This window comes from Blastomonas natatoria, from assembly GCF_003201955.1.
Taxonomy (GTDB): Bacteria; Pseudomonadota; Alphaproteobacteria; order Sphingomonadales; family Sphingomonadaceae; genus Blastomonas; species Blastomonas natatoria.
The window spans coordinates 232,094-256,449 of record NZ_QJJM01000002.1; the positions used below are offsets into that span (position 1 = coordinate 232,094).

Below are 24,356 nucleotides of genomic sequence, written 5' to 3' on the forward strand. Positions count from 1 at the left end.
CGTCGGCCCAATCCGCGGGGATTGCGCCGGCTGACCTTCCCTTCACAGGGAAGGCCGGGACGCTTCAGGCGTCGAGAACGGCGGCAATCTGGCCAGCGACCGAGTCCATGCTCGCCATGCCGTCAACCCGGCTGACGATGCTCCGCGCTTCGTAGATGGGCAGGATCGGCGCGGTCTTGGCGCGATATTCGGCCATGCGCGTACGAACGGTTTCCTCATTGTCATCGGGCCGCCGCTTGAACTCGGTCGACCCGCACTTGTCGCAAACACCCTCTTTCGCGGGCAGCTTGTAGCGATCGTGATAACCCTCGCCGCAATTGGCACAGGTGAAGCGGCCGGTGATGCGATCGACCAGCGCGTCCTCGTTGACCTCCAGCTCGATGACATGATGGAGACTGCGGCCACGGGCCTCCAGGATTTCGTCGAGTGACTCTGCCTGAGCGGCGGTACGCGGATAGCCGTCAAAGATAATTCCAGTGTCCGGCGAAAGCTCGTCAAGCGCATCGCCGATGATGCCCGAGACGATCTCGTCCGAAACCAGCTCGCCAGCTTCCATCACCGCCTTGGCCTTGAGACCGATGGGCGTACCCGCCTTGACGGCGGCCCGCAGCATGTCGCCTGTCGAGAGCTGCTTTATGCCGCGTTCGTCCACCAGACGCTGGGCCTGGGTGCCCTTGCCCGCGCCCGGAGGGCCCAAAAGAATGATATTCATGGGTAATCCATCCCCCAACGGGCCGGTTGTGCCCGGCCCCGACTATCCTCAAACGCTGCGCTTAGCGCAAGCGTCCCTTCAGCTTGGCCTTCTTGATAAGATCGGCATATTGGTGCGCGAGCAGATGGCTCTGGATCTGCGTGATCGTATCGACGGTCACGTTGACCACGATCAGCAGGCTGGTGCCGCCCAGGAAGAACAGCGGAATTCCCGTCTGTGCAATGACATATTCGGGCAGCACGCAGACAAAGGTCAGATAGGCTGCGCCGACAACGGTGATGCGCGTGAGCACATAATCCAGATAGGTCGCGGTGTTCTTGCCCGGACGAATGCCCGGAATGAAACCGCCATTCTTCTTCAGATTCTCCGAGGTCTCTTCCGGGTTGAACACCACGGCGGTGTAGAAGAAGCAGAAGAAGATGATGCCCAGCGCATAGAGCGCCATGTACAGCGGCTGGCCATGCGCCAGATACTGATTGAGCGACTGAAGGATGCCACCGGCGGTCGAGTTCGCGTCCACCGAGTTGCCGGCAAACTGCGTGATCGTCAGCGGCATCAGCAGCAGCGAAGAGGCAAAGATCGGCGGAATGACGCCTGCAGTGTTGATCTTGAGCGGCAGATGGCTGCGATCGGCCTGCATCACGCCGCGCTGGGTGGCGCGCTTGGGATACTGGATCAGCACCCGGCGCTGGGCGCGTTCCATGAAGCTGATCAGCAGGACAAGGCCGACGATCATGGCGATGAGAGCAACGATCGCGAAGGGCGAGATTGAGCCGGTACGACCGCCCTCGAACATCTGTGCCGCAAAAACCGGCATCTGGGCGACAATGCCCGCCATGATGATCAGCGAAATGCCGTTGCCGATACCGCGCGCAGTGATCTGCTCGCCAAGCCACATCAGGAACATCGTGCCGCCGATAAGGCTGATCACGGCGCCGATGCGGAACATGATGCCCGGATCGATCACGGCCTGGATACCGCTGGCACCGGCGTAGGATTCAAGACCCACGGCGATGAAATAGCCCTGCATGGCCGTCAGGAACACGGTGCCATAGCGCGTGTACTGGTTCAGCTTCTTGCGCCCCGACTCGCCTTCCTTCTTGATCGCGGCCAGCTGCGGCGAAAGCGACGCGGCGAGCTGCACCACGATCGACGCGGTGATGTACGGCATGACCCCCAGCGCGATCAGGCTCATGCGCTCGAGCGAACCGCCCGAGAAGGTGTTGAAGATGTCGAGAACGCCGCCCTTGGTCTGCTGGTACAGCGCCGCCAATGCGGTCGGATCGACACCGGGGAGCGGGACATAGCTCAACAGCCGGAAGATGATGAGAGCGCCGATCGTGAACCAGATGCGGTTCTTCAGATCGGTCGCCTGGCTGAATTTCGCCAGGCTGAAATTGCTAGCCAGATTGTCGGCCCGTGATGCCATGAAACCTGTATCCCAAAAAGCGGCCTGTAGGGGCGCCCAAACTGGCGCGAGGCCGAAAAATCTGTCCGAAGCGCCCTGCTGAACGCTGGTCTGCCTAAGCGAACGAGCGCAGCGATACCGCCTTGGGGCGCTTCAAGCAAGACGCCCCGCACTCACCATATCGGGAGGCGGGGCGTGCTTGACAAGCCGACCGTCGCGGTCAGGCTTTCTTTTCGCGTTCCGGCTTGCGATAGGGCTCGCGCGGGGCGATGATCTCGACCTTGCCGCCAGCCTTTTCGATGGCTTCGACGGCCGACTTCGACGCACCGGCCACTGCAAAGGTCACCTTGGCGGTCAGTTCGCCCTTGGCGAGCAGACGAACGCCGTCCTTGCCGCCGCGCGACAGACCGGCAGCGCGCAGTGCAGCCTGATCGACGGTACCATCGGTGGCGAGCTTGCCCGCATCGATGAACTTCTGGATCATGCCCAGATTGACGATGTCATAATCCTTGCCGAAAGGATTGTTGAAGCCGCGCTTCGGGATGCGCATGTGGAGCGGCATCTGGCCGCCTTCAAATCCGGCGATCGAGACGCCCGAGCGGCTGGTCTGGCCCTTCTGGCCGCGTCCGCTGGTCTTGCCCTTGCCCGAACCGATGCCGCGTCCGACGCGCATACGGCCCTTGCGGGCGCCCTTGTTGTCGTTGATTTCGTTCAGTTTCATGATTGCACTCGCTTTCGCTTTGTTCGCGCTGATAAAAGTCGCCCCTCTGTCGGGGGACGTGCTGGCTACCCAGCCCGCAGGCTGGACGCAGTAGAGAGGGGCTCGCCGCAAAGCAAGCCCCTCCCCGATCTTCTCCCCGTCGGAAGAAGAAAGTTCAGTTTCAGTCGACGATGGTCACCATGTGACGGACCTTCTGGATCATGCCGCGAATTTCGGGCGTGTCCGTGTGTTCCACCACGCGGTTCATCTTGCCGAGGCCCAGGCCTGCCAGCACCTTGCGCTGCGATTCCGGGCGACGGATCGGCGATCCGGTCTGCTTTACCTTGATGGTTGCCATGTCGATTACTCCGTAATCGCGGCGGCTTCGACCTCGGCGACAGCAGCCGATGCTCCGCCACGGCCCAGCAGGTCGGCAACCTTCTTGCCACGACGTGCTGCCACCGACTTGGGGCTGGTCTGTTCGCCGAGCGCCTCGAAGGTCGCGCGGATCATGTTATAGGGGTTCGAGGTGCCATTGGACTTGGTCACAACGTCGGCCACGCCCAGGCTTTCGAACACGGCGCGCATCGGACCACCGGCGATGATGCCGGTACCCTGGGGCGCGCTGCGCAGCGTGACCTTGCCAGCGCCGAAATGGCCCTTGCCGTCATGGTGCAGCGTGCGGCCTTCCTTGAGCGGAACGCGGATCATCTTCTTCTTGGCAGCAGCGGTTGCCTTGCTGATCGCCTCAGGCACCTCGCGGGCCTTGCCATGGCCGAATCCGGCACGACCCTGGCCATCACCGACCACCACCAGAGCAGCAAAGCCGAAGCGCTTGCCGCCCTTGACGGTCTTCGAGACGCGGTTGATGTGAACGAGCTTTTCGATCAGCTCCTCACCCTGTTCCTCGTCGCGCTTGTTGCGATCGTCACGACGGCCGCGGCCACCGCGTTCACCGCCACGGTCGTTGCCACCGCGACCACGACCACGGCCACCACGACCCTGGCGTTCCTGCTGCGGCTGAGCACCGCCTTCGGCGCTCTGGTTGTCGGCAGCTTCCGAGCTCATCAGTTCATCAGCCATCATTAAAACTCCAGTCCGCCTTCGCGAGCGGCATCAGCCAGGGCCTTGACCCGGCCATGAAAAATGAAGCCGCCACGGTCGAAGACAACGGTGGTGACGCCGGCCTGCTTGCCGGCTTCGGCGATCTTCTTGCCAACGGCAATGGCATCAGCAACGGTTGCGCCGCTGCCTTTGCTGCCCTTGGTAAGGGTCGAAGCCGCTGCGAGGGTCTTGCCAGCTTCATCATCGATGATCTGAGCATAGATGTGCTTGCCGGTGCGGTGCACCGAAAGACGGGGACGTCCGCCTGCCCGCTTGCGCAGCGAACTGCGCACGCGCTGACGGCGACGATCGAACAAAGAGAGCTTCGCCATGGCTTACTTCTTCTTCCCTTCCTTGCGGAAGATAAACTCGCCCGCATATTTGATACCCTTGCCCTTGTAGGGCTCCGGCTTGCGCCAGCGACGGATCTCGGCAGCCACCTGGCCCACCTTCTGGCGATCGCTGCCAGAGATGTGGATGGTGGTCTGGTCCGGGGTCTTGATGTCGATGCCATCGGGGATGGCGAAATCGACGTCATGGCTGTAGCCGAGCTGCAGCTTCAGGTTGTTGCCCTGAACGTTCGCACGATAGCCGACGCCGGTGATGTTCAGCGTCTTGGTGAACCCTTCGGTCACGCCCACCACCAGGTTCTGGACCAGCGTGCGCTGCATGCCCCAGAAAGCGCGGGCGCGGCGAGTGCCATTGGCCGGCTTCACCGAAACTTCGCCATCACCCAGTTCGTAGGTGATGTCGGGAACGGTCGGCATCGACAGTTCGCCCTTGGGGCCCTTCATGGTGATAACACCATCGGCCATCGAGGCAGTGACGCCTGCGGGAATTGCCACAGGCTTTTTACCAATGCGGCTCATATCAGAATACCTCCGCCAGCACCTCGCCGCCGACATTCTGTTCGCGCGCTTCAGCGTCGGACAGAACACCGCGGGGGGTGGATACGATGGTGATGCCGAGGCCGTTGCGTACGATCGGCAGGTCCTTCGACCCCGAATAGACGCGGCGGCCAGGCTTGGACACGCGCGCGACATGCTTGATCGCGGGCTGGCCCTCGAAATACTTCAGCTCGATGCGCAGGCCCTTGTGACGGCCCAGCAGCTCTTCGCTATATCCGCGGATATAGCCTTCGCGCTGCAGCACATCGAGAACACGGGCGCGCAGGTTCGACGCCGGCGACATCACGCTGTCCTTCTTGGCCTGCTGGCCATTGCGGATGCGGGTGAGCATATCGCCCAGAGGATCGGTCATTGCCATATCATCAAATCCTTACCAGCTGGACTTCGTAACGCCGGGGATAAGGCCCTTGTTGGCCAGATCCCGCAGCTCGATACGGCAGAGCCCGAACTTGCGGTAATAGGCACGCGGACGACCGGTGGTGTTGCAACGGTTGCGCACGCGCGTGGGGTTCGCGTTGCGGGGCAGTTCAGCCATCTTCAGCCGGGCGATGAGACGCTCGGTCTCGTCCAGGCTGCTGTCTTCTGCCTTCGCACGAAGACGCGCATAACGGCCAGCATACTGCTTGACCATCTTCTTGCGACGTTCGTTCTTGTTGATGGAACTCAGTTTCGCCATGACTTAAGTTCTCGCCTTTCTAAAATGCGAGACGGAGGACAATTATGCCGCCGCCTTTTCCTGGGTTTCCTCAACCGGGAACGGGAAGCCGAAAAGACGCAGCAGTTCGCGCGCTTCTTCGTCCGTCTTGGCGGTCGTGGTCACGATGATGTCCATTCCGCGAACAGCATCGATCTGGTCGTAGCTGATTTCGGGGAAAATGATCTGCTCCTTCAGGCCCATGGCGTAGTTGCCACGACCGTCGAAGCTCTTGGGGTTCAGGCCACGGAAGTCGCGGATGCGCGGCATCGCGATTGTCACCAGACGATCGAGAAACTCGTACATGCGTTCCTTGCGCAGGGTCACCTTGCAGCCGATCGGCATGCCTTCGCGCAGCTTGAACTGTGCGATCGACTTGCGCGCCTTGGTGATCACGGGCTTCTGGCCGGCGATCAGTTCCATTTCGGCAGCGGCGGTGGTCACCTTCTTCTTGTCCTGGCTGCCTTCACCGACACCCATGTTGATGGTGATCTTTTCCAGCTTGGGAACCTGCATCGGGTTCTTGTAGCCGAACTTTTCCTGCATCGCCTTGGCGATGACGTCGTCATAGCGCTGACGCAGGCGGGGGGTGTACTTATCAGCCATCGATCTTCTCCCCGGACTTCACGGCCACGCGGACCTTCTTGCCGTCGACCGTCTCGAAGCGGACGCGCGTGGGCGCTCCGGTCTTCGGATCGGCCACGGCGACCTTGGAAATGTGCAGCGGAGCCTCGACGCGGTCCAGACCGCCCTGGGGGTTCGCCTGGCTCGGCTTGCGATGGCGGACCATCACGTTCAGGCCCGAAACAACGACCTTGTCGTCCTTCGGCATCACCTTGGTGACGGTACCGTTACGACCCTTGTCCTTGCCGGACAGGACGACGACCTTGTCACCCTTTTTGATCTTAGCGCTCGCCATGATTACAGCACCTCCGGAGCCAGCGAGATGATCTTCATGTGCTTGCGCGCGCGCAGCTCACGGACCACCGGGCCAAAAATACGGGTGCCGATGGGCTCATCGTTCTTGTTGATCAGCACGGCAGCATTGCTGTCGAAGCGAATGACGCTGCCGTCGGCGCGGCGGACGTCCTTGGCGGTGCGCACGATGACGGCGCGGTGCACGTCACCCTTTTTCACGCGGCCGCGCGGTGCGGCTTCCTTGACGGAGACGACGATGATGTCGCCCACGCCGGCGAAGCGACGCTTCGATCCGCCGAGAACCTTGATGCACTGGACGCGCTTCGCGCCACTGTTGTCAGCGACATCAAGATTGGATTGCATCTGGATCATGGATCCGTTTCCTTCTTGTCTGGCTTGCCGGAACCGGTCCGGCAGTTCCTAATGGCTTACGCTTCGCTCGAAGCTTCGGGCGCCTTGTGGGTATTCACCCGATCCAGCACCTTCCAGGTCTTCAGCTTGGAAATCGGAGCCGTCTCTTCGATGCGGACGGTTTCGCCTTCCTTGAAGCTGTTGTTCTCGTCATGCGCGTGATACTTCTTCGAACGACGGATGATCTTCCCATAAAGCGGGTGCTTCACCTTGCGCTCGACATTCACCACCACGGTCTTGTCGCCCTTGTCGGAGACCACCGTTCCGGTCAGAACTCGTTTCGGCATATCGGCCTCCTTACTTGGCTGCAGTGCGAGCGCGCTCGCTCTGCAGGGTCTTGATGCGGGCAATCGTGCGACGCACTTCGCGGACGCGTGCGGGACGCTCCAGCTGGTTGGTCGCGGCCTGGAAGCGCAGGTTGAACGCTTCCTTCTTCAGCGCACCCAGTTCAGCCGAAAGCTGATCGTCGGTCTTCTGCTGAAGGTCTTCAAAAATCTTGCTCATCACTCACCTCCCAGGTGCGACGTATCGCCGAGGCGCGCCACGACCTTGGTCTTGATCGGCAGCTTCATCGCTGCACGCTCGAACGCCACAGCGGCGATCGGACCGGGGACGCCATCCAGTTCGAACAGGATGCGACCCGGCTTCACGCGGGCTGCCCAATATTCGACCGAACCCTTGCCCTTGCCCTGACGGACTTCGGCGGGCTTCTTGGTCACCGGCACATCGGGGAACACGCGGATCCACAAACGTCCCTGACGCTTGATGTGACGCGTGATCGCACGACGGGCGGCTTCGATCTGGCGAGCGGTAATCCGCTCGGGCTCCAGCGCCTTCAGGCCGTACGACCCGAAATTGAGGCTGGTTCCGCCCGGCGCGTTGCCGCTGATCCGGCCCTTGAATGCCTTACGGAACTTCATTTTCTTCGGTTGCAGCATGATGCTCTACCTTGTCTGTCTGTTCTGGGCTCAGCGGGCCGGGCGGACGCCGGAAGTCTGCGCTTCCATCATCAGCCGGTCCTGCGCCATCGGATCGTGACCAAGGATTTCGCCCTTGAAGATCCAGCACTTGATGCCGATGATGCCGTACGCGGTGAGCGCTTCGGCTTCGGCATAGTCGACATTGGCGCGCAGCGTGTGCAGCGGAACGCGGCCTTCGCGATACTGCTCGGTGCGGGCGATTTCGGCACCGCCAAGGCGGCCGCCGCACATCACCTTGATGCCTTCTGCGCCCAGACGCATCGCAGACTGCATCGCGCGCTTCATCGCACGACGGAAGGCAACGCGGCGGATCAGCTGGTCGGCAATGCCCTGCGCGACAAGCTTGGCGTCGATTTCGGGCTTGCGGATCTCGACGATGTTGAGCTTGACCTCACCACCTTCGATCAGACCTTCCAGCGTCTTGCGCAGCTTCTCGATGTCCGCGCCTTTCTTGCCGATGATGACACCGGGACGGGCAGCGTAGATCGAGACGCGGCACAGCTTGGCCGGGCGCTCGATGACCACCTTGGAGATCGCAGCCTGAGGCAGCGTCTTCATGATGTACTTGCGCAGCTCGATATCTTCCTTGAGCAGGCGCGCATAGTCGCGACCTTCGGCGAACCAGCGGCTGTCCCAGGTGCGGTTGATCTGCAGACGCAGGCCAATCGGATTGCTCTTGTGACCCATGGCTTACGCTTCCTCTTGTTCGCGCACGACGATGCGCAGGCGGCTGAACGGCTTCACGATGCGGCTGGAACGGCCACGTGCGCGGGTCATGAACCGCTTCATCGTGATCGCCTTGCCAACGCTCGCTTCAGCGACGACCAGCGCGTCGACATCGAGGTTGTGGTTGTTTTCCGCGTTGGCGATAGCCGACGCGAGGACCTTCTTGGCGTCGACAGCCATGGCCTTCTTCGAGAAGGACAGGATGTTCATCGCCTCTTCGGCCTTCTTGCCACGGATCAGGGCAGCGACAAGGTTGAGCTTCTGAGCCGAACCACGGATGGTGGTGCCGACGGCCAGCGCCTCATTTTCGCCCACGCGGCGCGGAGATTTTGCCTTGCCCATTAGCGCTTGCCCTTCTTGTCAGCAGCGTGGCCAGGGAAGGTGCGGGTCGGAGCGAATTCGCCCAGCTTGTGACCCACCATGTCTTCGTTGACCGCCACGGGAATGAATTTGTGGCCGTTGTACACGTTGAACGTCAGGCCGACGAACTGCGGCAGGATCGTCGAACGACGCGACCAGGTCTTGATCGGAGCACGGCCGCCAGCGTCCTGCGCCGCTTCTGCCTTCTTCAGCAGATACAGGTCGAAGAACGGCCCTTTTTTGATGGAGCGAGCCATGACTTACCTCTTCTTCTTCGCGTGACGCGACCGGATGATCATCTTGTCGGTCGACTTGTTCTTACGAGTGCGCATGCCCTTGGTCGGCTTGCCCCACGGCGTGACCGGATGACGGCCACCCGAGGTGCGGCCTTCACCACCTCCATGCGGGTGATCGACCGGGTTCTTGGCAACACCGCGCGTCAGCGGGCGCTTGCCCATCCAGCGCTTGCGACCGGCCTTGGCAAAGTTCTGGTTGCTGTTGTCGGGGTTCGAAACTGCGCCCACGGTGCCCATGCAGGCGCCGGGGATGTAACGCTGTTCGCCCGAATTCAGACGGACCATCACCATGCCGCGGTCACGACCGACGACCTGTGCATAGGTGCCTGCCGAACGTGCGATCTGACCGCCCTTGCCCGGCTTCATCTCCACATTGTGGATGATGGTGCCGACCGGCATCTGCGCCAGCTTCATGGCATTGCCCGGCTTCACGTCGGTCTTTTCGCCGGCGATCACGGTGTCGCCTACGGCCAGGCGCTGCGGCGCCAGGATATAGGCGAGTTCGCCGTCTTCGTACTTGATCAGCGCGATGAAGGCGGTGCGGTTGGGATCATATTCGATCCGCTCCACGGTGCCGGCAACGTCAAGCTTGCGACGCTTGAAGTCGACGATACGGTAACGCTGCTTGTGGCCGCCGGCGATGCCGCGCGAGGTCACGTGACCCTTGTTGTTGCGGCCACCGGTCTTGCGCTTGCCTTCGGTCAGCGCCTTGACCGGGCCACCCTTGTACAGGTCGCTGCGGTCGACAAGGATCAGGCCGCGACGGCCCGGGCTTGTCGGATTATATGATTTGAGTGCCATATCTCTATCCTGTCAGCTTGCCGACCGCGCTCAGACGCCGGTGGTGACGTCGATCGACTGGCCTTCGGCCAGACGAACAACGGCTTTCTTGATGTCGTTGCGGGTGTAGGGACGACCCTTCCAACGCTTGGTCTTGCCCTTCTGGACCAGGGTGTTCACACCCACGACCTTGACGTCGAACAGGCCTTCCACTGCCGCCTTGATCTGCGGCTTGGTGGCGTCCTGGCTGACCTTGAAGACCACCGCATTGTTTTCGCTGAGCAGCGTCGACTTTTCGGTGATGTGCGGGGCCACGATCACGTCGTAATGACGGGTATCGATGGTGTCGGATTTCTTAGCCATTGAACCGGGCCTCCAGCTTTTCAACAGCGGCGCGGGTCAGCACCAGCGTATCGTGTTTCAGGATGTCATAGACATTGGCACCAACGGCGGGCAGCACGTTCAGACCGATCAGGTTGGCCGAAGCCTTCTTGAAATTGTCGTTCACGGCATCGCCATCGATGAACAGCGCCTTCTTGCCGAGGCCGAGCTTGCCGAGCTGCGCAGCCAGCGCCTTGGTCTTCGCTTCACCCAGATCGAGCGATTCCACGACGATCAGGCTTTCGCTGGCCAGCTTCGACGACAGGGCCATCTTCAGGCCGAGCGCGCGGACCTTCTTGTTCAGCGACGGATTGAAGTCACGGACGCGGGGACCGTGAGCCTTACCACCGCCGACGAAGATCGGGGCACGACGATCGCCGTGACGAGCGGTACCGCCGCCCTTCTGACGACCGAACTTCTTGCCGGTGCGCGCAACGTCGCTGCGCTCGCGAGCCGCGCGGGCGGTGCCGCGACGGTTTTCGAGCTGCCAGGTGATCACGCGGTGCAGGATGTCCGCACGCGGGGTCACGCCGAACACGTCATCGTTGAGTTCGATGTCGCCCTTTGCGGTGGCGTCGAGGGTTTGAACCTTGAGCTTCATGACCGATTAACCCTCCTGGCCGTCGGTTGCTTCCACGGCAGCCACGTCTTCAGCAGGCGTGTCGGCGGGAGCATTGTCGTTATTGCCCGCAGCAGAGCGGATCGCAGCGGGGTACGGAGCGTCGGCATGGCGCGGAACCTTGACGGCGTCGCGAACCATCAGCCAGCCGCCCTTCGAACCGGGCACCGAACCCTTCACGAAGATCAGACCGCGAGCCTCGTCGGTGCGGACGACTTCCAGGTTCTGCTGGGTACGCTGGCGGTCGCCCATGTGACCGGCCATCTTCTTGTTCTTGAAGACCTTGCCCGGATCCTGACGCTGACCGGTCGAGCCGTGAGCACGGTGCGAGATCGAGACACCATGCGATGCGCGCATGCCCCCGAAACCCCAGCGCTTCATGGCGCCGGCAAAGCCCTTGCCCTGGGTGTGGCCGGTAATGTCGACCAGCTGACCGGGGATGAAGTGGTTGGCGGAAATGGTGGCGCCCACGTCGAGGATCGCATCGTCTGCGACGCGGAACTCGGCCATCAGCATCTTGGGAGCGACTTCTGCCTTAGCAAAATGCTCGCGCTGCGGCTTGTTGACGTTCTTGGGCTTGGCAGCTCCGGCACCCAGCTGGACAGCGACGTAACCGTCACGGTCCTGGTTCTTCACCGAAACCACCTGGCAATCTTCCAGCGACAGGACGGTGACGGGCACGTGCCGGCCATCTTCCTGGAACAGGCGGGTCATCCCGACTTTTTTCGCGATCACGCCAGTGCGCATGATCATTCTCCCAATAGAGGCCCGTTCGCGTGATTGCTCGCGGGCGTATCCAACGAAAAACCCCCAAGGCGCAAACCTTGAGGGCCAACCCGAATTTTGATGATCACCCCGTCCGGGTTGGCTTTTTCCATATGCCCGAGGGCAGGCTGGAAAAGACGGGGGACCAGAGCCGCAGCATTGGCTGCGCGGTATCCCTTAGGCCCCTGCCCTGTCGGGCAGAGATGCCCGGACCTGGGCCCGGGCGGACTGGCCTCAGGCCAGCTTGATCTCGACATTGACGCCAGCGGCCAGTTCGAGCTTCATCAGAGCATCGACAGTGGCCGGGGTCGGCTGGACGATATCCAGCAGACGCTTGTAGGTGCGCACCTCGAACTGCTCGCGCGACTTCTTGTCGACATGCGGGCCGCGGTTCACGGTAAACTTCTCGATGCGCGTCGGCAGCGGAATGGGACCACGAATGAGAGCGCCGGTGCGACGGGCGGTATCGGCGATGTCGCCGGTCGCCTGATCGAGCACGCGATGATCAAATGCCTTGAGGCGAATACGGATATTCTGCGTTTCCATTACCACTTTACCGATGCGAAAGAGCGAAAAACAAACCGCCCCAGAAACCCGTTGATCCCTGGAGGGACCGAACGCCGGGGCGGCCTATAAAAATTCCATCTCCCGGACGAATCAGATCCGTCCGGGAGATGGCCCTATATTACTTGGTGATCGTGCTGACAACCCCCGAACCGACGGTACGGCCACCTTCGCGAATTGCGAAGCGCAGACCCGGATCCATCGCGATCGGAGCGATCAGCTTGACGCCGATCGTGACGTTGTCGCCCGGCATCACCATTTCGGTGCCCTCGGGCAGGATCACTTCGCCGGTCACGTCGGTCGTGCGGAAGTAGAACTGCGGACGATAGTTGGCGAAGAACGGCGTGTGACGGCCACCCTCGTCCTTCGACAGCACGTAGACTTCTGCGTTGAACTCGGTGTGCGGCGTAACCGAACCGGGCTTGCAGAGAACCTGACCACGCTCGACTTCTTCACGAGCAACGCCGCGAACCAGTGCACCGATGTTGTCGCCAGCTTCGCCCTGGTCGAGCAGCTTGCGGAACATTTCGACGCCGGTGACGACGGTCTTGCGGGTGTCCTTGAGGCCGACGATTTCGACTTCTTCACCAACCTTGACGATGCCGGTTTCGACGCGGCCGGTCACAACGGTACCACGACCCGAGATCGAGAACACGTCTTCCACGGGCATCAGGAACGGCTTGTCGACGGGGCGAGCCGGCTGCGGGATGTACGAGTCAACAGCAGCCATCAGCGCGTTGATCGAGTCCTTGCCGATATTGTCGTCGCGGCCTTCGAGAGCGGCCAGAGCCGAACCCTTGACGATCGGAATATCGTCGCCGGGGAAATCATACGAGCTCAGCAGTTCGCGAACTTCGAGTTCGACGAGCTCGAGGATTTCCTCGTCGTCAACCTGGTCGACCTTGTTCATGTACACGACCAGCGCGGGCACGCCGACCTGACGGGCGAGCAGGATGTGCTCGCGGGTCTGCGGCATCGGGCCGTCAGCAGCGTTCACCACCAGGATCGCGCCGTCCATCTGGGCGGCACCGGTGATCATGTTCTTCACATAGTCAGCGTGACCCGGGCAGTCGACGTGCGCATAGTGACGGGCATCGGTTTCATATTCGACGTGTGCGGTCGAAATGGTGATGCCGCGCTCGCGCTCTTCGGGAGCCTTGTCGATGTTCGCATAGTCGGTGAAGGTCGCGCCGCCGGTTTCAGCGAGCACCTTGGTGATGGCTGCGGTTAGCGTGGTCTTGCCATGGTCGACGTGACCGATGGTACCGATATTGCAGTGCGGCTTGGTCCGCTCAAATTTAGCCTTGGCCATTTTTTCCTACCTTCGTTCTTTACTATCTGTGGGATAGTCCGCGCCGCGCTCTGGCCGGACTGCCCAAAACTGTCAACACCCTAATGAAAGCCCGACGCGCCGGTCAGCGCGATTCGGCGGGCTAAGGTCGAGCGCCTATAGCGATTATGCCCGGCTTATGCCAGCTTCTCCTTGACCTCGGCCGCGACATTCGCCGGAACCTCGTCATAGTGAGAGAACTGCATCGTGTACTGCGCACGTCCCTGGGTGAAGGAACGCAGCTGGTTCACGTATCCGAACATGTTTGCGAGCGGCACGATCGCTTCCACCGCCTGCGCGTTGCCGCGCGTGTCGGTGCCCTGGATCTGGCCACGACGGCTGTTCAAGTCGCCGATGACGTCGCCCAGATAATCCTCCGGCGTCACCACCTCGACCTTCATGATCGGCTCGAGCAGCTTGATGCCGGCCTTCTGCGCAGCTTCGCGCATGGCGGCACGGCCAGCGATTTCGAACGCCAGCGCCGAGGAGTCGACGTCATGATACGCGCCGTCATACAGGTCGATCTCGAAGTCGATGATCGGGAAGCCGACAAGCGAGCCCGAAGCCGCCGTCTCGCGCATGCCCTTCTCGACTGCGGGGATATATTCCTTCGGAATGTTACCGCCCTTGACCGAGTCGACAAAGGTGATGCCCGATCCGCGCTCGCCCGGCGTCAGCTTGAACTTGACGCGGCCGAACTGACCCGAACCACCCGACTGCTTCTTGTGAGTGTAGTCGATGTCCACGGGCTTGGCGAGATATTCGCGATACGCCACCTGCGGTGCACCCACGTTCGCTTCCACCTTGAACTCGCGCTTCATTCGATCGACCAGGATTTCCAGGTGAAGTTCACCCATGCCCTTGATGATCGTCTGGCCGCTTTCGGCATCCGACGACACGCGGAACGACGGGTCTTCACGAGCAAGGCGGTTGAGCGCCACGCCCATTTTCTCCTGGTCGGCCTTGGTCTTGGGTTCGACCGAGAGCTCGATCACGGGCTCGGGGAATTCCATGCGCTCGAGGATGATCGGCGCGTTCGAAGCGCAGAGCGTGTCCCCGGTGGTGGTTTCCTTCAGACCCGCCAGAGCGACGATGTCACCGGCATAGGCTTCCTGGATGTCTTCGCGGCTGTTGGCATGCATCAGCAGCATGCGGCCAACCTTTTCCTTCTTGTCCTTGACCGAGTTGGTCACCGAAGTACCGGCTTCCAGCTTGCCCGAATAGATGCGGGCAAAGGTCAGCGTTCCGACGAACGGGTCGTTCATGATCTTGAACGCCAGTGCGCTGAACGGCGCATCGTCGGCCGGCGGACGGGTATCCTTGGTTTCGCCGTCGAGCTTGACGCCCTCCACATCGGGAATGTCGAGCGGCGAAGGCAGATAGTCGACAACCGCGTCGAGCAGCGGCTGAACGCCCTTGTTCTTGAACGCCGAACCGCACAGCACGGGGACGAACGAGAAGTTCAGCGTGCCCTTGCGGATCAGCTTCTTGATGGTGTCGGCGTCGGGCTCGTTGCCTTCGAGATACTGTTCCATCACCGCATCGTCCTGCTCGACGACGGTTTCGATCAGCTCGGCGCGCGCAGCCTCGGCGGCATCCTTCAGATCATCAGGAATGTCGGTATAATCGAACTTCGCGCCCAGCGCTTCGTTCTGCCAGACGATGGCACGGTTGTGCACCAGGTCGACCAGGCCGATGAACGAGCTTTCGATGCCGATCGGGAGATAGAGCACCAGCGGACGCGCGCCCAGACGGTCGCGGATCATGTCGACGCAGCGCTCGAAGCTTGCACCGGTACGGTCCAGCTTGTTGACGAAGCACATGCGCGGAACCTTGTACTTCTCCGCCTGGCGCCACACGGTTTCAGACTGCGGCTCCACACCGGCCACGCCGTCAAAACAGGCGACCGCGCCGTCGAGCACGCGGAGCGAACGCTCGACTTCGATGGTGAAGTCCACGTGGCCCGGGGTGTCGATGATGTTGATGCGGTGATCGTTCCAGAAGCAGGTGGTCGCCGCCGAGGTGATCGTGATGCCACGCTCCTGCTCCTGCTCCATCCAGTCCATGGTCGCAGCGCCGTCATGCACTTCGCCGATCTTGTACGACTTGCCGGTATAGTAAAGAATCCGCTCGGTCGTGGTGGTCTTGCCCGCATCGATATGGGCCATAATGCCGATATTGCGGTACTTCTCCAGGGGATGGCTGCGTGCCATGATCTCAAACTCCAAGATTTGGGGGCGTAATTTGCCGCGCCCTATAATGAAGCCCCGGCGCTTTGACCAGCGCGAATTGGCTCATGACGGGATGCAGCCTGATCCCTCTCCCATCACGGAAAGGGCATTTCCAGCGGGACAGGCAAGGACCTGTCCCTCAAGCGAAAAGGGGGTGGCGCGGCCTATATGGTGCGCCCTCCCCTTCCCTGCAACACGAAGGTGTTGCGGCCCCTCCCGTTGCCGGGAGAGGACCGAGATTACCAGCGATAGTGCGAGAAAGCACGGTTCGCTTCGGCCATGCGGTGCGTGTCCTCACGCTTCTTGACCGCATTGCCCCGATTGTTGGCAGCGTCGAGCAGTTCGCCCGACAGACGCGCGGCCATCGTGGTTTCGCTGCGGTTGCGCGCAGCCGAGATCAGCCAACGGATGGCGAGAGCCTGGGCGCGCTCCGGACGCACTTCGACGGGGACCTGATAGGTCGCACCACCGACGCGGCGGCTGCGCACTTCGATGCCGGGCTTCACATTGTTCAGCGCATCGTGAAACATCGGCAGCGGGTCGGCCTTGGCCTTGGTCTGCATGGTTTCCAGTGCACCATAGACGATGCGTTCGGCGACGGACTTCTTTCCGTCCAGCATCAGGTTGTTCATGAACTTCGAGAGCGTCAGATCACCGAACTTGGGATCGGGCAGGATGACGCGCTTTTCTGGGCGACGACGACGAGACATAGGTAACTCCTGAAAAAAGCCTGAGCTTCAAGCGGGGGAGAAATGGATCCCGGACAAGATCGCCTTTGACGATCCTCTCGGGACGATCCTCACCCCGTGAGGATCACTTGGGACGCTTGGCGCCGTACTTCGAACGGCTCTGCTTGCGGTCCTTGACACCCTGGGTATCGAGGACGCCGCGCAGCACGTGATAGCGCACACCGGGAAGGTCGCGCACACGGCCGCCGCGGATGAGCACGACCGAGTGCTCCTGCAGGTTGTGGCCTTCACCCGGAATGTAGGTGATGACTTCGCGGCTGTTGGTCAGACGGACCTTGGCCACCTTGCGCAGCGCCGAGTTCGGCTTTTTCGGGGTCGTCGTGTAGACGCGGGTGCAAACGCCACGCTTCTGCGGGTTTGCATCCATTGCGGGCACCTTGGACTTCGCCTTCTGGGGCACCCGGCCCTTGCGGACCAGCTGGTTGATCGTTGGCATGTTTCTCTTCACCTGATTGGTAGAGTGAGGTTACTCTGCCGCCCGATACGTGACCTGCATGCGATGGTGTCGCACGCAGATATGGTGGAGGCTCCGCCTGTTGCCCACCCGCACCTTGCGCCAGTGTTCTGCTTGGTTTCGATCGATTAGACCCATGGGCTCCGCCGATCGAAGCGCGGCCCTTAGCCGCGATTGCACGCGGGGTCAAGCCGCTGCGGAGAGTCCTTGCGCCTTGGCGAGTACTGCCTGGCGCAAGCCGGCCCAATCATCAAAGTGCCAGAAATCGGGACGCTCGATGCCCAGGATCTGCGGTCCCTTGTCCGGAACCACGATCAGTTCCTGCGGCTTGATCTCTACCATCCGCGACGTGCAATAGAAAGGCAGGACGCGTGTGGCCATCAGTTCCTCAGGGCAGTTGTCGACGATCAGCGCAAGACGGTGATCGTTCAGCCGCACCAGGCCTCCTGCGGGGTAGAGACCCATCGAATTGATGAACACGCCCATCAGCCGCTCGTCGAAATGGCCCTGCCACTGCCCCATCCGGCCCAGCGCCATGCACGGAGTCCAAGGGTTCTTGTAAGGCCGGTTCGATGTCACCGCATCATAGACATCGCAGATTGCCCCCATCCGGGCCGCCATGCTGATCTCGTCCCCCGCCAGACCAAAGGGATAGCCGGTGCCATCGATCTTCTCGTGATGATGCAGGCACACATCGCGCGCCACATCGGGGATTTCCGGATTGTCGCCGATCAGCGCATGTCCCCGTTCGGGGTGCGTGCGGATGGTCGAGAATTCCTCCTCGGTCAGCCGGCCAGTCTTGTCGAGGATCATCTGCGGCACGGCCATCTTGCCAAGATCGTGCAGCAGCCCGGCCATTCCCATGTTGCGGATCGTGGCGTCGTCCAGGTCCAGCTTGCGCGCCATGTTGATCATCAGCGCGCAAACCGCGACCGAATGCATGTAGGTATACTCGTCCTTGCTCTTGAGCCGGACGAGGTTGGTCAGCGCCTTGTTGTTGCGTTCGACCGACTCGCGAATTTCATCGATCAGCGGCGCGACGTCCTTGACCTTGATCGCCTGGCCCATGCGCGCCGCCTCGAACATGGCGCCGACCTGCTTCTTGGATTTCTCGACGATCCTGGCTGCGCGCTTGGCTTCCTGCTTGAAGCCCGTATTCTTGGCGGCGACCGATGGCGGCGTGTAACGCGTTGCGATCGGGTTAGGCTGGGTCGCCAGTCGCCGAACAGGTTCGTGCTCGGCAGCCAGCGACACGGTGGATGCGGCGGGCACTGGTCGCGGCATGGCCCCGCGCTCGTCATCGACAATGACGGCCTCGACCCGGCTCTGGCGGATCTTGAGCAGGTCATCCTCGCTTTCGAGCAGGAATTTCTTGCGCCAGAACGGGTGATCGAACCACGAGCCGACAAAGCCGTGGACAAACATCCCCAATTCTACCCGTTCTGGCCTTATATGCTGCAGCATCCGCCCGCCTGCCCCCTGGATTTGCCCCCGTTGCAACGGGCCGGGCAAGCCGTGTTGCAAGGAATTCAACCAGCGTGATGGCGCAAAAACGTTAATCGAGAGTAATGCTGAAGATGCTGCCGCAGAATTTACATCGCCTGTGTCATTATGGAGCGACGATGCGGCGAGCGCTGATCAGGCGAATGGGATGGCCCGGCATTTCGCCAGCAAACGATCCGCCAACCGTCTTCGCAGGATCGACAGGGGTGTCGAGAATGCGCGTCAGCACTTCGCGTCCCTTTACCACCCGGGCGAAGGCGGCATAGCCCAGATTGTCACCCAGGCCCGCTGGATTGGCGTCGAGCCAGGTCTGGTCGCCAAGCATGATCGTGAATTCACCGCGGGCCGAACCCGGCTCGAATCGCGCCACGGACAGATAGCCATCCTTGTGGCTGAGCCCCGTCTGGCTGGTGGGCTCATGCGCTATGGGCGGCAATACCCGCTTCGCCTCGCCAAGCCCGCCGAACTGCAGGAAACCGTAATTTTCAGCAGCCTTGACCACGCGATAGAAGAAGACCCCATCGAGCATCTTCTTGTCGACATAGGCCAGGAAGTTGTTGCCGGTGATCGGTGCGCGGCGGGTGTCCACCTCGACGGTGAAGGTCCCGACATCGGTCGAGATGTCCACCATCGGCAGCGCACGTACAGCTTCGGCCGCTGGTGCATCCTGGGCCAGCGCTGGCGCGAATGCAGCGAGAACTGCCGCAATCAGCGCCAGCCAGAGCTTCATTCCGAAAGGGCCTTCTTGAGCTGCGCGTTGACCAGCTGCGGATTGCCCTTGCCCTGCATCGCCTTCATCGTCTGGCCGACGAAGAAACCGAACAGGGCTTCCTTGCCGCCCTTGTACTGCTCTACCTTGTCGGCATTGTCAGCAAGCACCTTGGCGATCGCGGCATCGATAGCGCCGGTATCCGAGGTCTGCTTGAGGCCCCGCTCCTCCACGATCTTGCCTGCCGGCTCGCCGGTTTCGAGCATGATTTCGAAAACCTGCTTCGCAATCGTCCCCGAAATCGTGCCATCGGCGACCAGAGCGATCAGTTCAGCGCCCGCCGCCTGGCTGACCGGGCTGTCGTCGATCGTCTTGCCAAGCCGGTTGAGCGCGCCGTAGAGTTCGGACAGCAGCCAGTTCGCCGCGGCCTTGGCGACTTCGGCCTCCGGCTTGCCCTGCGCCTTGGCGCATTCGGCGAGCAGCCCTTCAAACCAGCGCGCGGTCTCAGCCTCGGCGGTCAGCACCGCGGCATTATAGGCGGACAACCCGAGCTCGGTCTCGTAGCGCTTGCGCTTGGCGTCAGGCAGTTCTGGCAGCGAGGCCTTGCACTCGTCGAGAAACGCATCGTCGAGTTCGAGCGGCAGCAGGTCCGGATCGGGAAAATAGCGATAATCGTGCGCATCTTCCTTCGAGCGCATCGAGCGGGTCTCGTTCCTGTCCGGATCATAGAGCCGGGTTTCCTGGACGATCGTGCCGCCGCTTTCGAGCACGTCGACCTGGCGGTTGGCCTCGTGCTCGATCGCCGCCATCACATAGCGCACCGAATTGACGTTCTTCGTCTCGGTCCGCGTGCCGAATTCGTCGCCAGGCTTGCGCACCGAGACGTTGACGTCGGCGCGCATCGAGCCCTCTTCCATGTTTCCGTCGCAGCTGCCGACATAGCGCAGGATCGTGCGCAGCTTCTTGAGATACGCGCCTGCTTCCGCCGGCGAGCGCATATCGGGGCGCGAGACGATTTCCATCAGCGCCACGCCCGAGCGGTTCAGGTCGACATAGCTCATCGTCGGGTGCTGGTCGTGCATCAGCTTGCCGGCATCCTGTTCAACATGGATGCGCTCGATACCGATCGTCTTGGTCTGGGCGTCGGGGTTCTTTTCGTCGAGACTGATCTCGACTGCGCCCTCGCCCACCAGCGGGTGATAGAGCTGGCTGATCTGATAGCCCTGCGGCAGATCGGCATAGAAATAGTTCTTGCGATCGAAGCGCGACCAGCGGTTGATCTGCGCGCCGATCGCCATGCCGGTGCGCACCGCCTGGCGGATGCACTCCTTGTTCGGCACGGGCAGCATGCCCGGCATCGCGGCATCGACAAGGCTCACCTGCGCATTGGGCTCCGCACCGAACGCGGTCGCGGCGCCTGAGAACAGCTTGGCGTTGCTGGTGACCTGCGCGTGCACCTCAAGGCCGATCACGACCTCCCACTCACCGGTGGCACCCTGGATACGATAGGTTGATTCGGTCATTGTTACCACCACTTGCCCGGACGCGCCGTAAACCCTGCCCGCTCCTCGATCGCGAGGCCTGCGTTCAGCACCCCCTGCTCGTCGAGCGGCTTGCCGATGATCTGCAGGCCGAGCGGCAGCCCCTGGCTGTCGAGACCGCCGGGCACCGACATGGCGGGAAGCCCCGCCAGCGAGGCCGGGACGGCGAACACGTCGTTCAGGTACATCGCAATCGGATCGTCGCTGTTCTCGCCGAGACCGAATGCGGCGCTCGGCGCGGTGGGCGCGAGCAGCACGTCGCAATGTTCCCAGACCTGCGCGAAATCGCGCGCGATCAGCGCGCGGACCTTCTGTGCCTGGGTATAATAGGCGTCGTAGAAGCCGGCGGAAAGCACATAGGTGCCGATCATGATGCGGCGCTTGACCTCCGGCCCGAAACCGGCAGCGCGCGTCGCGGCATACATGTCCTGCAGGCCTGCGCCATCGGGCAGGTTGCGCTGGCCATAGCGCACGCCGTCATAGCGCGCGAGGTTGGACGAGGCTTCCGCCGGCGCGATGATGTAGTACGCGGGCAGCGCATAGCGGGTGTGCGGCAGCGACACCTCGACAATCTCCGCACCAGCGTCACGCAGCCATTCGGCACCCTTGTCCCAGATCGCGGCAATCTCGGCATTCATGCCGTCCATGCGATATTCCTTCGGAATACCGACGCGCTTACCTTTGAGATTGCTCGACAATCCGGCTTCCCAATTGGGCACTGGCAGGTCGAGCGAGGTCGAGTCCTTGGGGTCGAAGCCGCTCATCGCCTCGAGCATGATCGCGCAGTCGCGCACGTCGCGCGCCATCGGGCCCGCCTGATCGAGCGACGAGGCAAAAGCGATCACGCCCCAGCGCGAGCAGCGGCCATAGGTCGGCTTGATGCCGCTGATACCGGTGAACGCGGCAGGCTGGCGGATCGAACCGCCGGTATCGGTGCCGGTCGCCGCCGGGCACAGCCGTGCGGAAATCGCCGCCGAGCTGCCGCCCGACGAGCCGCCGGGGGCGAGCGGAGCGTTGCCGCCATCGTTGCGCCGCCAGGGCGAGATGACATTGCCAAAGGCGCTGGTCTCGTTCGACGATCCCATGGCGAACTGGTCCATGTTGAGCTTGCCCAGCATGCCGCAGCCTGCGTCCCACAGCTTCTGGCTGACGGTGGACTCATAGGTGGGCTTGAAGCCGTTCAGGATCTCGCTCGCCGCGCGCGCCTCGACGCCCACGGTGCAGAACAGGTCCTTCATGCCGATCGGCACGCCCGCCATGATCGGCAGTTCCTCGCCCGCCGCGCGCTTCGCGTCGATCGCGTCCGCCGCCGCCAGGGCGTGTTCGGGCGTGTCGATCAGGAACGCGTTGAGCGCCTTGGCCTCGGCGACATTGGCATTGAACGCGGTCGCGACTTCGCGCGCGCTGAAGGTTCCGGCGCGCACGCCGTTGCGGATATCGGCAACGCCGAGATCGGTAAGGTCGGTCATGGTTATTCGATCACCTTCGGAACGCCGAAAAAGCCGTGTTCGGCTGCGGGCGCATTGGCCAGCACATGATCGCGGATATTGCCGTCGGTGACGACATCCTCGCGCAGGCGCAGGCTGTTGGGAATGACAGCGGTCATCGGTTCGACGCCGGTGACATCGACCTCGCCCAATTGCTCCACCCAGCCCAATATGCCGTTGAATTCCGGCACCATGGCTTCGACCTCGGCGTCGGTCATCGCGATCCGCGCCAGGCTGGCGATCTTCTTGACGGTTTTGCTATCTACAGACATGAACCAAGCGGCTAGCACCGGCCCGCGCGGCCATCAAGCGGGCAAATGCTGCATTTGCGCAATAGCGGCGTTTCCAGTGAGGTTCCGGGGCAACACTTTGCTGGCAGTAACCGTAATCGATTTCTATATGCGCCCCGAAGGATCGTGTGCCCGCCACGCGCCCGCCCCGCCACCGGAGACTGTCTTGGCCCGCAAGTTCCTGTACCTGATTGCGACGATCATCTTTCTGATCGTCGCAGCTTTCGCGGCCTACCGCCTGTTTCCGCAGCAGATTTTTGCTGCTGCCTTCGTGCCCTCGGCCGAGTTCGTGAAACCCGAGGCGGTCGAGACCAGCGCCTATGCCGATCCGAAAATGTGGTTCTCGCGGCCGGGGATGACCGGCGAGACCGACCCTTCGCTCTGGACCCCCGAAGGCGTCGAGGTGACCAGGACGCCCAAAGTCGCGGTGTTCTATATCCACCCCACCTCGTACATGAAGCGCGCGCTGTGGAACGCGCCACTCGACGACCAGGAATCGCAGGATCGCGCGCGCATCTTCCTGCGCAGCCAGGCCAGCGTGTTCAATGGCGTGGGCGAAATCTGGGCACCGCGCTATCGCCAGGCCGCGATCGGCGCGTTCCTGACGACCCAACCCGAAGCGCAGATGGCGTTCGATGCCGCCTATTCGGACGTGCTTGCAGCGTTTGACGAGTTCATCGCCGAAATACCCGAGGACATGCCGATCATCATCGCCGGGCACAGCCAGGGCGGACTGCACCTTACCACGCTGATGCGCCAGCGCGTCGTCACCCGTCCGCTCGCCGACCGGATTGTTGCGGCCTATGTCATCGGCTGGCCGGTCTCGCTGACCACGGATCTGCTCGCGCTGGGCCTGCCGCCGTGCACCGACCCCGATCAGGCAGGCTGCATGCTAGGCTTCCAGAGTTTTGGCGAACCCGCCGAACCGCAGTTGCTGCTTAACGCCTATGCCGCCAGCGTCGGGTTCAGCGGCGAGTTGCGCGGCCAGAGCCCGATGCTGTGCGTCAACCCCATCACCGGTGTGCTGGGCGATGAAGCTGCCGCCGATGCAAATCTCGGCACGCTGGTGCCCAATGAAGAGCTGACCGACGGTGTCATCACCCCGGCGCTTGTCGGCGCGACATGCGACGATCGCGGGCTTCTGCTGCTCGGCGGCGAGCCGCAGCTCGGCCCCTATGTCCTGCCGGGCAACAATTATCACGTTTATGACTATCCGCTGTTCTGGGCCAACCTTCGCGCAGATGCGGAGCGGAGGGTGAAGGCATTTCTGGACAAGTGATCACGACGCACGCGACAGACTTCCGCGCCGCCCTGCCTCAGGGCGGGCGGCTGATGGGCCTGGATGTCGGCAGCAAGACCATCGGCACCGCATTCTGCGACGCCGGATGGAGCTTTGCGACCGCCGCCAAGACGATCAAGCGCACCAAATTCGGCGCGGACAAGGCAGCGATCGAGCAGTTGGTGCGCGATCAGGAGATTCGAGGGCTGGTCATCGGCCTGCCGCTCAACATGGATGGGACGGACAGCCCGCGCACACAGAGCACGCGCGCCTTCGCCCGCAACATCGCGGTGCTGGGATTGCCGATCCTGCTCTGGGATGAGCGCTGGTCAACCCAGGCGGTGGAGCGCGCCATGATCGATGCTGACATCAGCCGCGCCAAACGCGCCGAGCGAGTCGACAGCGCGGCAGCAGCGTTCATTCTGCAAGGGGCAATCGACGCCATGGCGGGCTGAGC

34 protein-coding genes are annotated in these 24,356 nt (G+C 62.2%); 2 read left to right on the forward strand and 32 right to left on the reverse strand.

The features are described from left to right. Positions 1-64 precede the first annotated feature (64 nt). The 32 genes from C7451_RS03645 to gatC all read right to left on the reverse strand — a co-directional run bounded on the left by C7451_RS03645 (position 65) and on the right by gatC (position 22,602). Entirely contained in the window at positions 65-712 is a 648-nt protein-coding gene (locus tag C7451_RS03645; protein ID WP_110297614.1) for an adenylate kinase, read from the reverse strand. A 61-nt stretch (positions 713-773) separates the two neighbouring features. Further along, a complete protein-coding gene (secY, locus tag C7451_RS03650; RefSeq protein WP_110297615.1) occupies positions 774-2,141 on the reverse strand; it encodes a preprotein translocase subunit SecY in 1,368 nt (455 codons plus the stop codon). A 199-nt stretch (positions 2,142-2,340) separates the two neighbouring features. Continuing rightward, positions 2,341-2,841 (reverse strand): 50S ribosomal protein L15, encoded by a 501-nt coding sequence (gene rplO / locus C7451_RS03655; RefSeq protein WP_167398413.1) that lies wholly within the window; start codon positions 2,839-2,841, stop codon positions 2,341-2,343. Positions 2,842-3,001: 160 nt separating this feature from the next. Then, on the reverse strand, positions 3,002-3,178 hold the full coding sequence (gene rpmD / locus C7451_RS03660) for a 50S ribosomal protein L30 (RefSeq protein WP_023837771.1): 177 nt from the start codon (positions 3,176-3,178) through the stop codon (positions 3,002-3,004). Positions 3,179-3,183: 5 nt separating this feature from the next. Further along, on the reverse strand, positions 3,184-3,903 hold the full coding sequence (gene rpsE / locus C7451_RS03665; RefSeq protein WP_244181570.1) for a 30S ribosomal protein S5: 720 nt from the start codon (positions 3,901-3,903) through the stop codon (positions 3,184-3,186). Between the two features lie 2 nt (positions 3,904-3,905). Then, positions 3,906-4,256: a 50S ribosomal protein L18 gene (gene rplR, locus C7451_RS03670; RefSeq protein WP_110297616.1), complete on the reverse strand. Its 351-nt coding sequence runs from the start codon at positions 4,254-4,256 to the stop codon at positions 3,906-3,908. A 3-nt stretch (positions 4,257-4,259) separates the two neighbouring features. Then, on the reverse strand, positions 4,260-4,793 hold the full coding sequence (gene rplF / locus C7451_RS03675) for a 50S ribosomal protein L6 (protein WP_110297617.1): 534 nt from the start codon (positions 4,791-4,793) through the stop codon (positions 4,260-4,262). 1 nt (position 4,794) lies between these two features. Next, positions 4,795-5,190 carry a 30S ribosomal protein S8 gene (rpsH, locus tag C7451_RS03680; RefSeq protein WP_110297618.1) on the reverse strand — a complete coding sequence of 132 codons (396 nt, stop codon included), beginning with the start codon at positions 5,188-5,190 and terminating at the stop codon, positions 4,795-4,797. A gap of 12 nt (positions 5,191-5,202) precedes the next feature. Further along, positions 5,203-5,508, reverse strand: a complete 306-nt coding sequence (gene rpsN, locus C7451_RS03685; protein ID WP_110297619.1) for a 30S ribosomal protein S14 — start codon at positions 5,506-5,508, stop codon at positions 5,203-5,205. A 42-nt stretch (positions 5,509-5,550) separates the two neighbouring features. After that, complete coding sequence (rplE, locus tag C7451_RS03690; RefSeq protein WP_110297620.1) at positions 5,551-6,132, reverse strand: 50S ribosomal protein L5; 582 nt, start codon at positions 6,130-6,132, stop codon at positions 5,551-5,553. Then, a complete protein-coding gene (gene rplX, locus C7451_RS03695) occupies positions 6,125-6,445 on the reverse strand; it encodes a 50S ribosomal protein L24 (protein ID WP_023837778.1) in 321 nt (106 codons plus the stop codon). The genes rplE and rplX overlap by 8 nt, the downstream gene beginning before the upstream one ends. Positions 6,446-6,447: 2 nt before the next feature. Continuing rightward, positions 6,448-6,816: a 50S ribosomal protein L14 gene (rplN, locus tag C7451_RS03700; protein ID WP_023837779.1), complete on the reverse strand. Its 369-nt coding sequence runs from the start codon at positions 6,814-6,816 to the stop codon at positions 6,448-6,450. Positions 6,817-6,872: 56 nt separating this feature from the next. After that, complete coding sequence (gene rpsQ, locus C7451_RS03705; protein ID WP_023837780.1) at positions 6,873-7,142, reverse strand: 30S ribosomal protein S17; 270 nt, start codon at positions 7,140-7,142, stop codon at positions 6,873-6,875. A gap of 10 nt (positions 7,143-7,152) precedes the next feature. Beyond that, positions 7,153-7,359 carry a 50S ribosomal protein L29 gene (gene rpmC, locus C7451_RS03710; protein ID WP_110297621.1) on the reverse strand — a complete coding sequence of 69 codons (207 nt, stop codon included), beginning with the start codon at positions 7,357-7,359 and terminating at the stop codon, positions 7,153-7,155. Beyond that, the gene (gene rplP / locus C7451_RS03715; RefSeq protein ID WP_031318020.1) at positions 7,359-7,793 is read right to left on the reverse strand and encodes a 50S ribosomal protein L16; all 435 of its coding nucleotides are present in this window, start codon (positions 7,791-7,793) and stop codon (positions 7,359-7,361) included. Before rplP ends, rpmC begins: the two co-directional genes overlap by 1 nt. Before the next feature lie 30 nt (positions 7,794-7,823). Beyond that, the gene (gene rpsC, locus C7451_RS03720; RefSeq protein ID WP_023837783.1) at positions 7,824-8,522 is read right to left on the reverse strand and encodes a 30S ribosomal protein S3; all 699 of its coding nucleotides are present in this window, start codon (positions 8,520-8,522) and stop codon (positions 7,824-7,826) included. Positions 8,523-8,525: 3 nt separating this feature from the next. Continuing rightward, positions 8,526-8,903 carry a 50S ribosomal protein L22 gene (gene rplV, locus C7451_RS03725; protein ID WP_060979874.1) on the reverse strand — a complete coding sequence of 126 codons (378 nt, stop codon included), beginning with the start codon at positions 8,901-8,903 and terminating at the stop codon, positions 8,526-8,528. After that, positions 8,903-9,178, reverse strand: a complete 276-nt coding sequence (rpsS, locus tag C7451_RS03730; RefSeq protein WP_023837785.1) for a 30S ribosomal protein S19 — start codon at positions 9,176-9,178, stop codon at positions 8,903-8,905. The genes rplV and rpsS overlap by 1 nt, the downstream gene beginning before the upstream one ends. A gap of 3 nt (positions 9,179-9,181) precedes the next feature. Further along, on the reverse strand, positions 9,182-10,018 hold the full coding sequence (rplB, locus tag C7451_RS03735; RefSeq protein ID WP_110297622.1) for a 50S ribosomal protein L2: 837 nt from the start codon (positions 10,016-10,018) through the stop codon (positions 9,182-9,184). Between the two features lie 30 nt (positions 10,019-10,048). Continuing rightward, a complete protein-coding gene (locus tag C7451_RS03740) occupies positions 10,049-10,360 on the reverse strand; it encodes a 50S ribosomal protein L23 (protein ID WP_110297623.1) in 312 nt (103 codons plus the stop codon). Then, on the reverse strand, positions 10,353-10,979 hold the full coding sequence (gene rplD / locus C7451_RS03745) for a 50S ribosomal protein L4 (protein WP_110297624.1): 627 nt from the start codon (positions 10,977-10,979) through the stop codon (positions 10,353-10,355). The genes C7451_RS03740 and rplD overlap by 8 nt, the downstream gene beginning before the upstream one ends. A 6-nt stretch (positions 10,980-10,985) precedes the next feature. Then, on the reverse strand, positions 10,986-11,744 hold the full coding sequence (rplC, locus tag C7451_RS03750) for a 50S ribosomal protein L3 (RefSeq protein WP_031318022.1): 759 nt from the start codon (positions 11,742-11,744) through the stop codon (positions 10,986-10,988). A gap of 252 nt (positions 11,745-11,996) precedes the next feature. Next, positions 11,997-12,308, reverse strand: a complete 312-nt coding sequence (gene rpsJ, locus C7451_RS03755; protein WP_017670443.1) for a 30S ribosomal protein S10 — start codon at positions 12,306-12,308, stop codon at positions 11,997-11,999. A 139-nt stretch (positions 12,309-12,447) separates the two neighbouring features. Next, positions 12,448-13,638, reverse strand: a complete 1,191-nt coding sequence (tuf, locus tag C7451_RS03760; RefSeq protein WP_110297625.1) for an elongation factor Tu — start codon at positions 13,636-13,638, stop codon at positions 12,448-12,450. Between the two features lie 155 nt (positions 13,639-13,793). Beyond that, complete coding sequence (gene fusA / locus C7451_RS03765) at positions 13,794-15,869, reverse strand: elongation factor G (RefSeq protein ID WP_110297722.1); 2,076 nt, start codon at positions 15,867-15,869, stop codon at positions 13,794-13,796. A gap of 257 nt (positions 15,870-16,126) precedes the next feature. Next, the gene (gene rpsG / locus C7451_RS03770) at positions 16,127-16,597 is read right to left on the reverse strand and encodes a 30S ribosomal protein S7 (RefSeq protein ID WP_023837792.1); all 471 of its coding nucleotides are present in this window, start codon (positions 16,595-16,597) and stop codon (positions 16,127-16,129) included. A gap of 103 nt (positions 16,598-16,700) precedes the next feature. Next, positions 16,701-17,072 carry a 30S ribosomal protein S12 gene (rpsL, locus tag C7451_RS03775; RefSeq protein ID WP_017670439.1) on the reverse strand — a complete coding sequence of 124 codons (372 nt, stop codon included), beginning with the start codon at positions 17,070-17,072 and terminating at the stop codon, positions 16,701-16,703. A gap of 204 nt (positions 17,073-17,276) precedes the next feature. Continuing rightward, a complete protein-coding gene (locus C7451_RS03780) occupies positions 17,277-18,554 on the reverse strand; it encodes a cyclic di-GMP phosphodiesterase (RefSeq protein WP_110297626.1) in 1,278 nt (425 codons plus the stop codon). Between the two features lie 145 nt (positions 18,555-18,699). Further along, positions 18,700-19,323 carry a peptidylprolyl isomerase gene (locus tag C7451_RS03785; protein WP_110297627.1) on the reverse strand — a complete coding sequence of 208 codons (624 nt, stop codon included), beginning with the start codon at positions 19,321-19,323 and terminating at the stop codon, positions 18,700-18,702. Then, positions 19,320-20,825 (reverse strand): Asp-tRNA(Asn)/Glu-tRNA(Gln) amidotransferase subunit GatB, encoded by a 1,506-nt coding sequence (gene gatB, locus C7451_RS03790; protein ID WP_110297628.1) that lies wholly within the window; start codon positions 20,823-20,825, stop codon positions 19,320-19,322. The genes C7451_RS03785 and gatB overlap by 4 nt, the downstream gene beginning before the upstream one ends. 2 nt (positions 20,826-20,827) lie before the next feature. Next, positions 20,828-22,312, reverse strand: coding sequence for an Asp-tRNA(Asn)/Glu-tRNA(Gln) amidotransferase subunit GatA (gene gatA / locus C7451_RS03795; RefSeq protein WP_110297629.1), 1,485 nt, complete (start codon positions 22,310-22,312; stop codon positions 20,828-20,830). A 2-nt stretch (positions 22,313-22,314) separates the two neighbouring features. Then, complete coding sequence (gatC, locus tag C7451_RS03800) at positions 22,315-22,602, reverse strand: Asp-tRNA(Asn)/Glu-tRNA(Gln) amidotransferase subunit GatC (protein ID WP_110297630.1); 288 nt, start codon at positions 22,600-22,602, stop codon at positions 22,315-22,317. A 184-nt stretch (positions 22,603-22,786) separates the two neighbouring features. On the opposite strand from gatC, the gene C7451_RS03805 reads away from it, so the two are divergent. Both C7451_RS03805 and ruvX read left to right on the forward strand, forming a co-directional pair. After that, entirely contained in the window at positions 22,787-23,899 is a 1,113-nt protein-coding gene (locus tag C7451_RS03805; RefSeq protein WP_110297723.1) for a DUF3089 domain-containing protein, read from the forward strand. Beyond that, positions 23,896-24,354 (forward strand): Holliday junction resolvase RuvX, encoded by a 459-nt coding sequence (gene ruvX / locus C7451_RS03810; RefSeq protein ID WP_110297631.1) that lies wholly within the window; start codon positions 23,896-23,898, stop codon positions 24,352-24,354. The genes C7451_RS03805 and ruvX overlap by 4 nt, the downstream gene beginning before the upstream one ends. Positions 24,355-24,356: the final 2 nt, after the last annotated feature.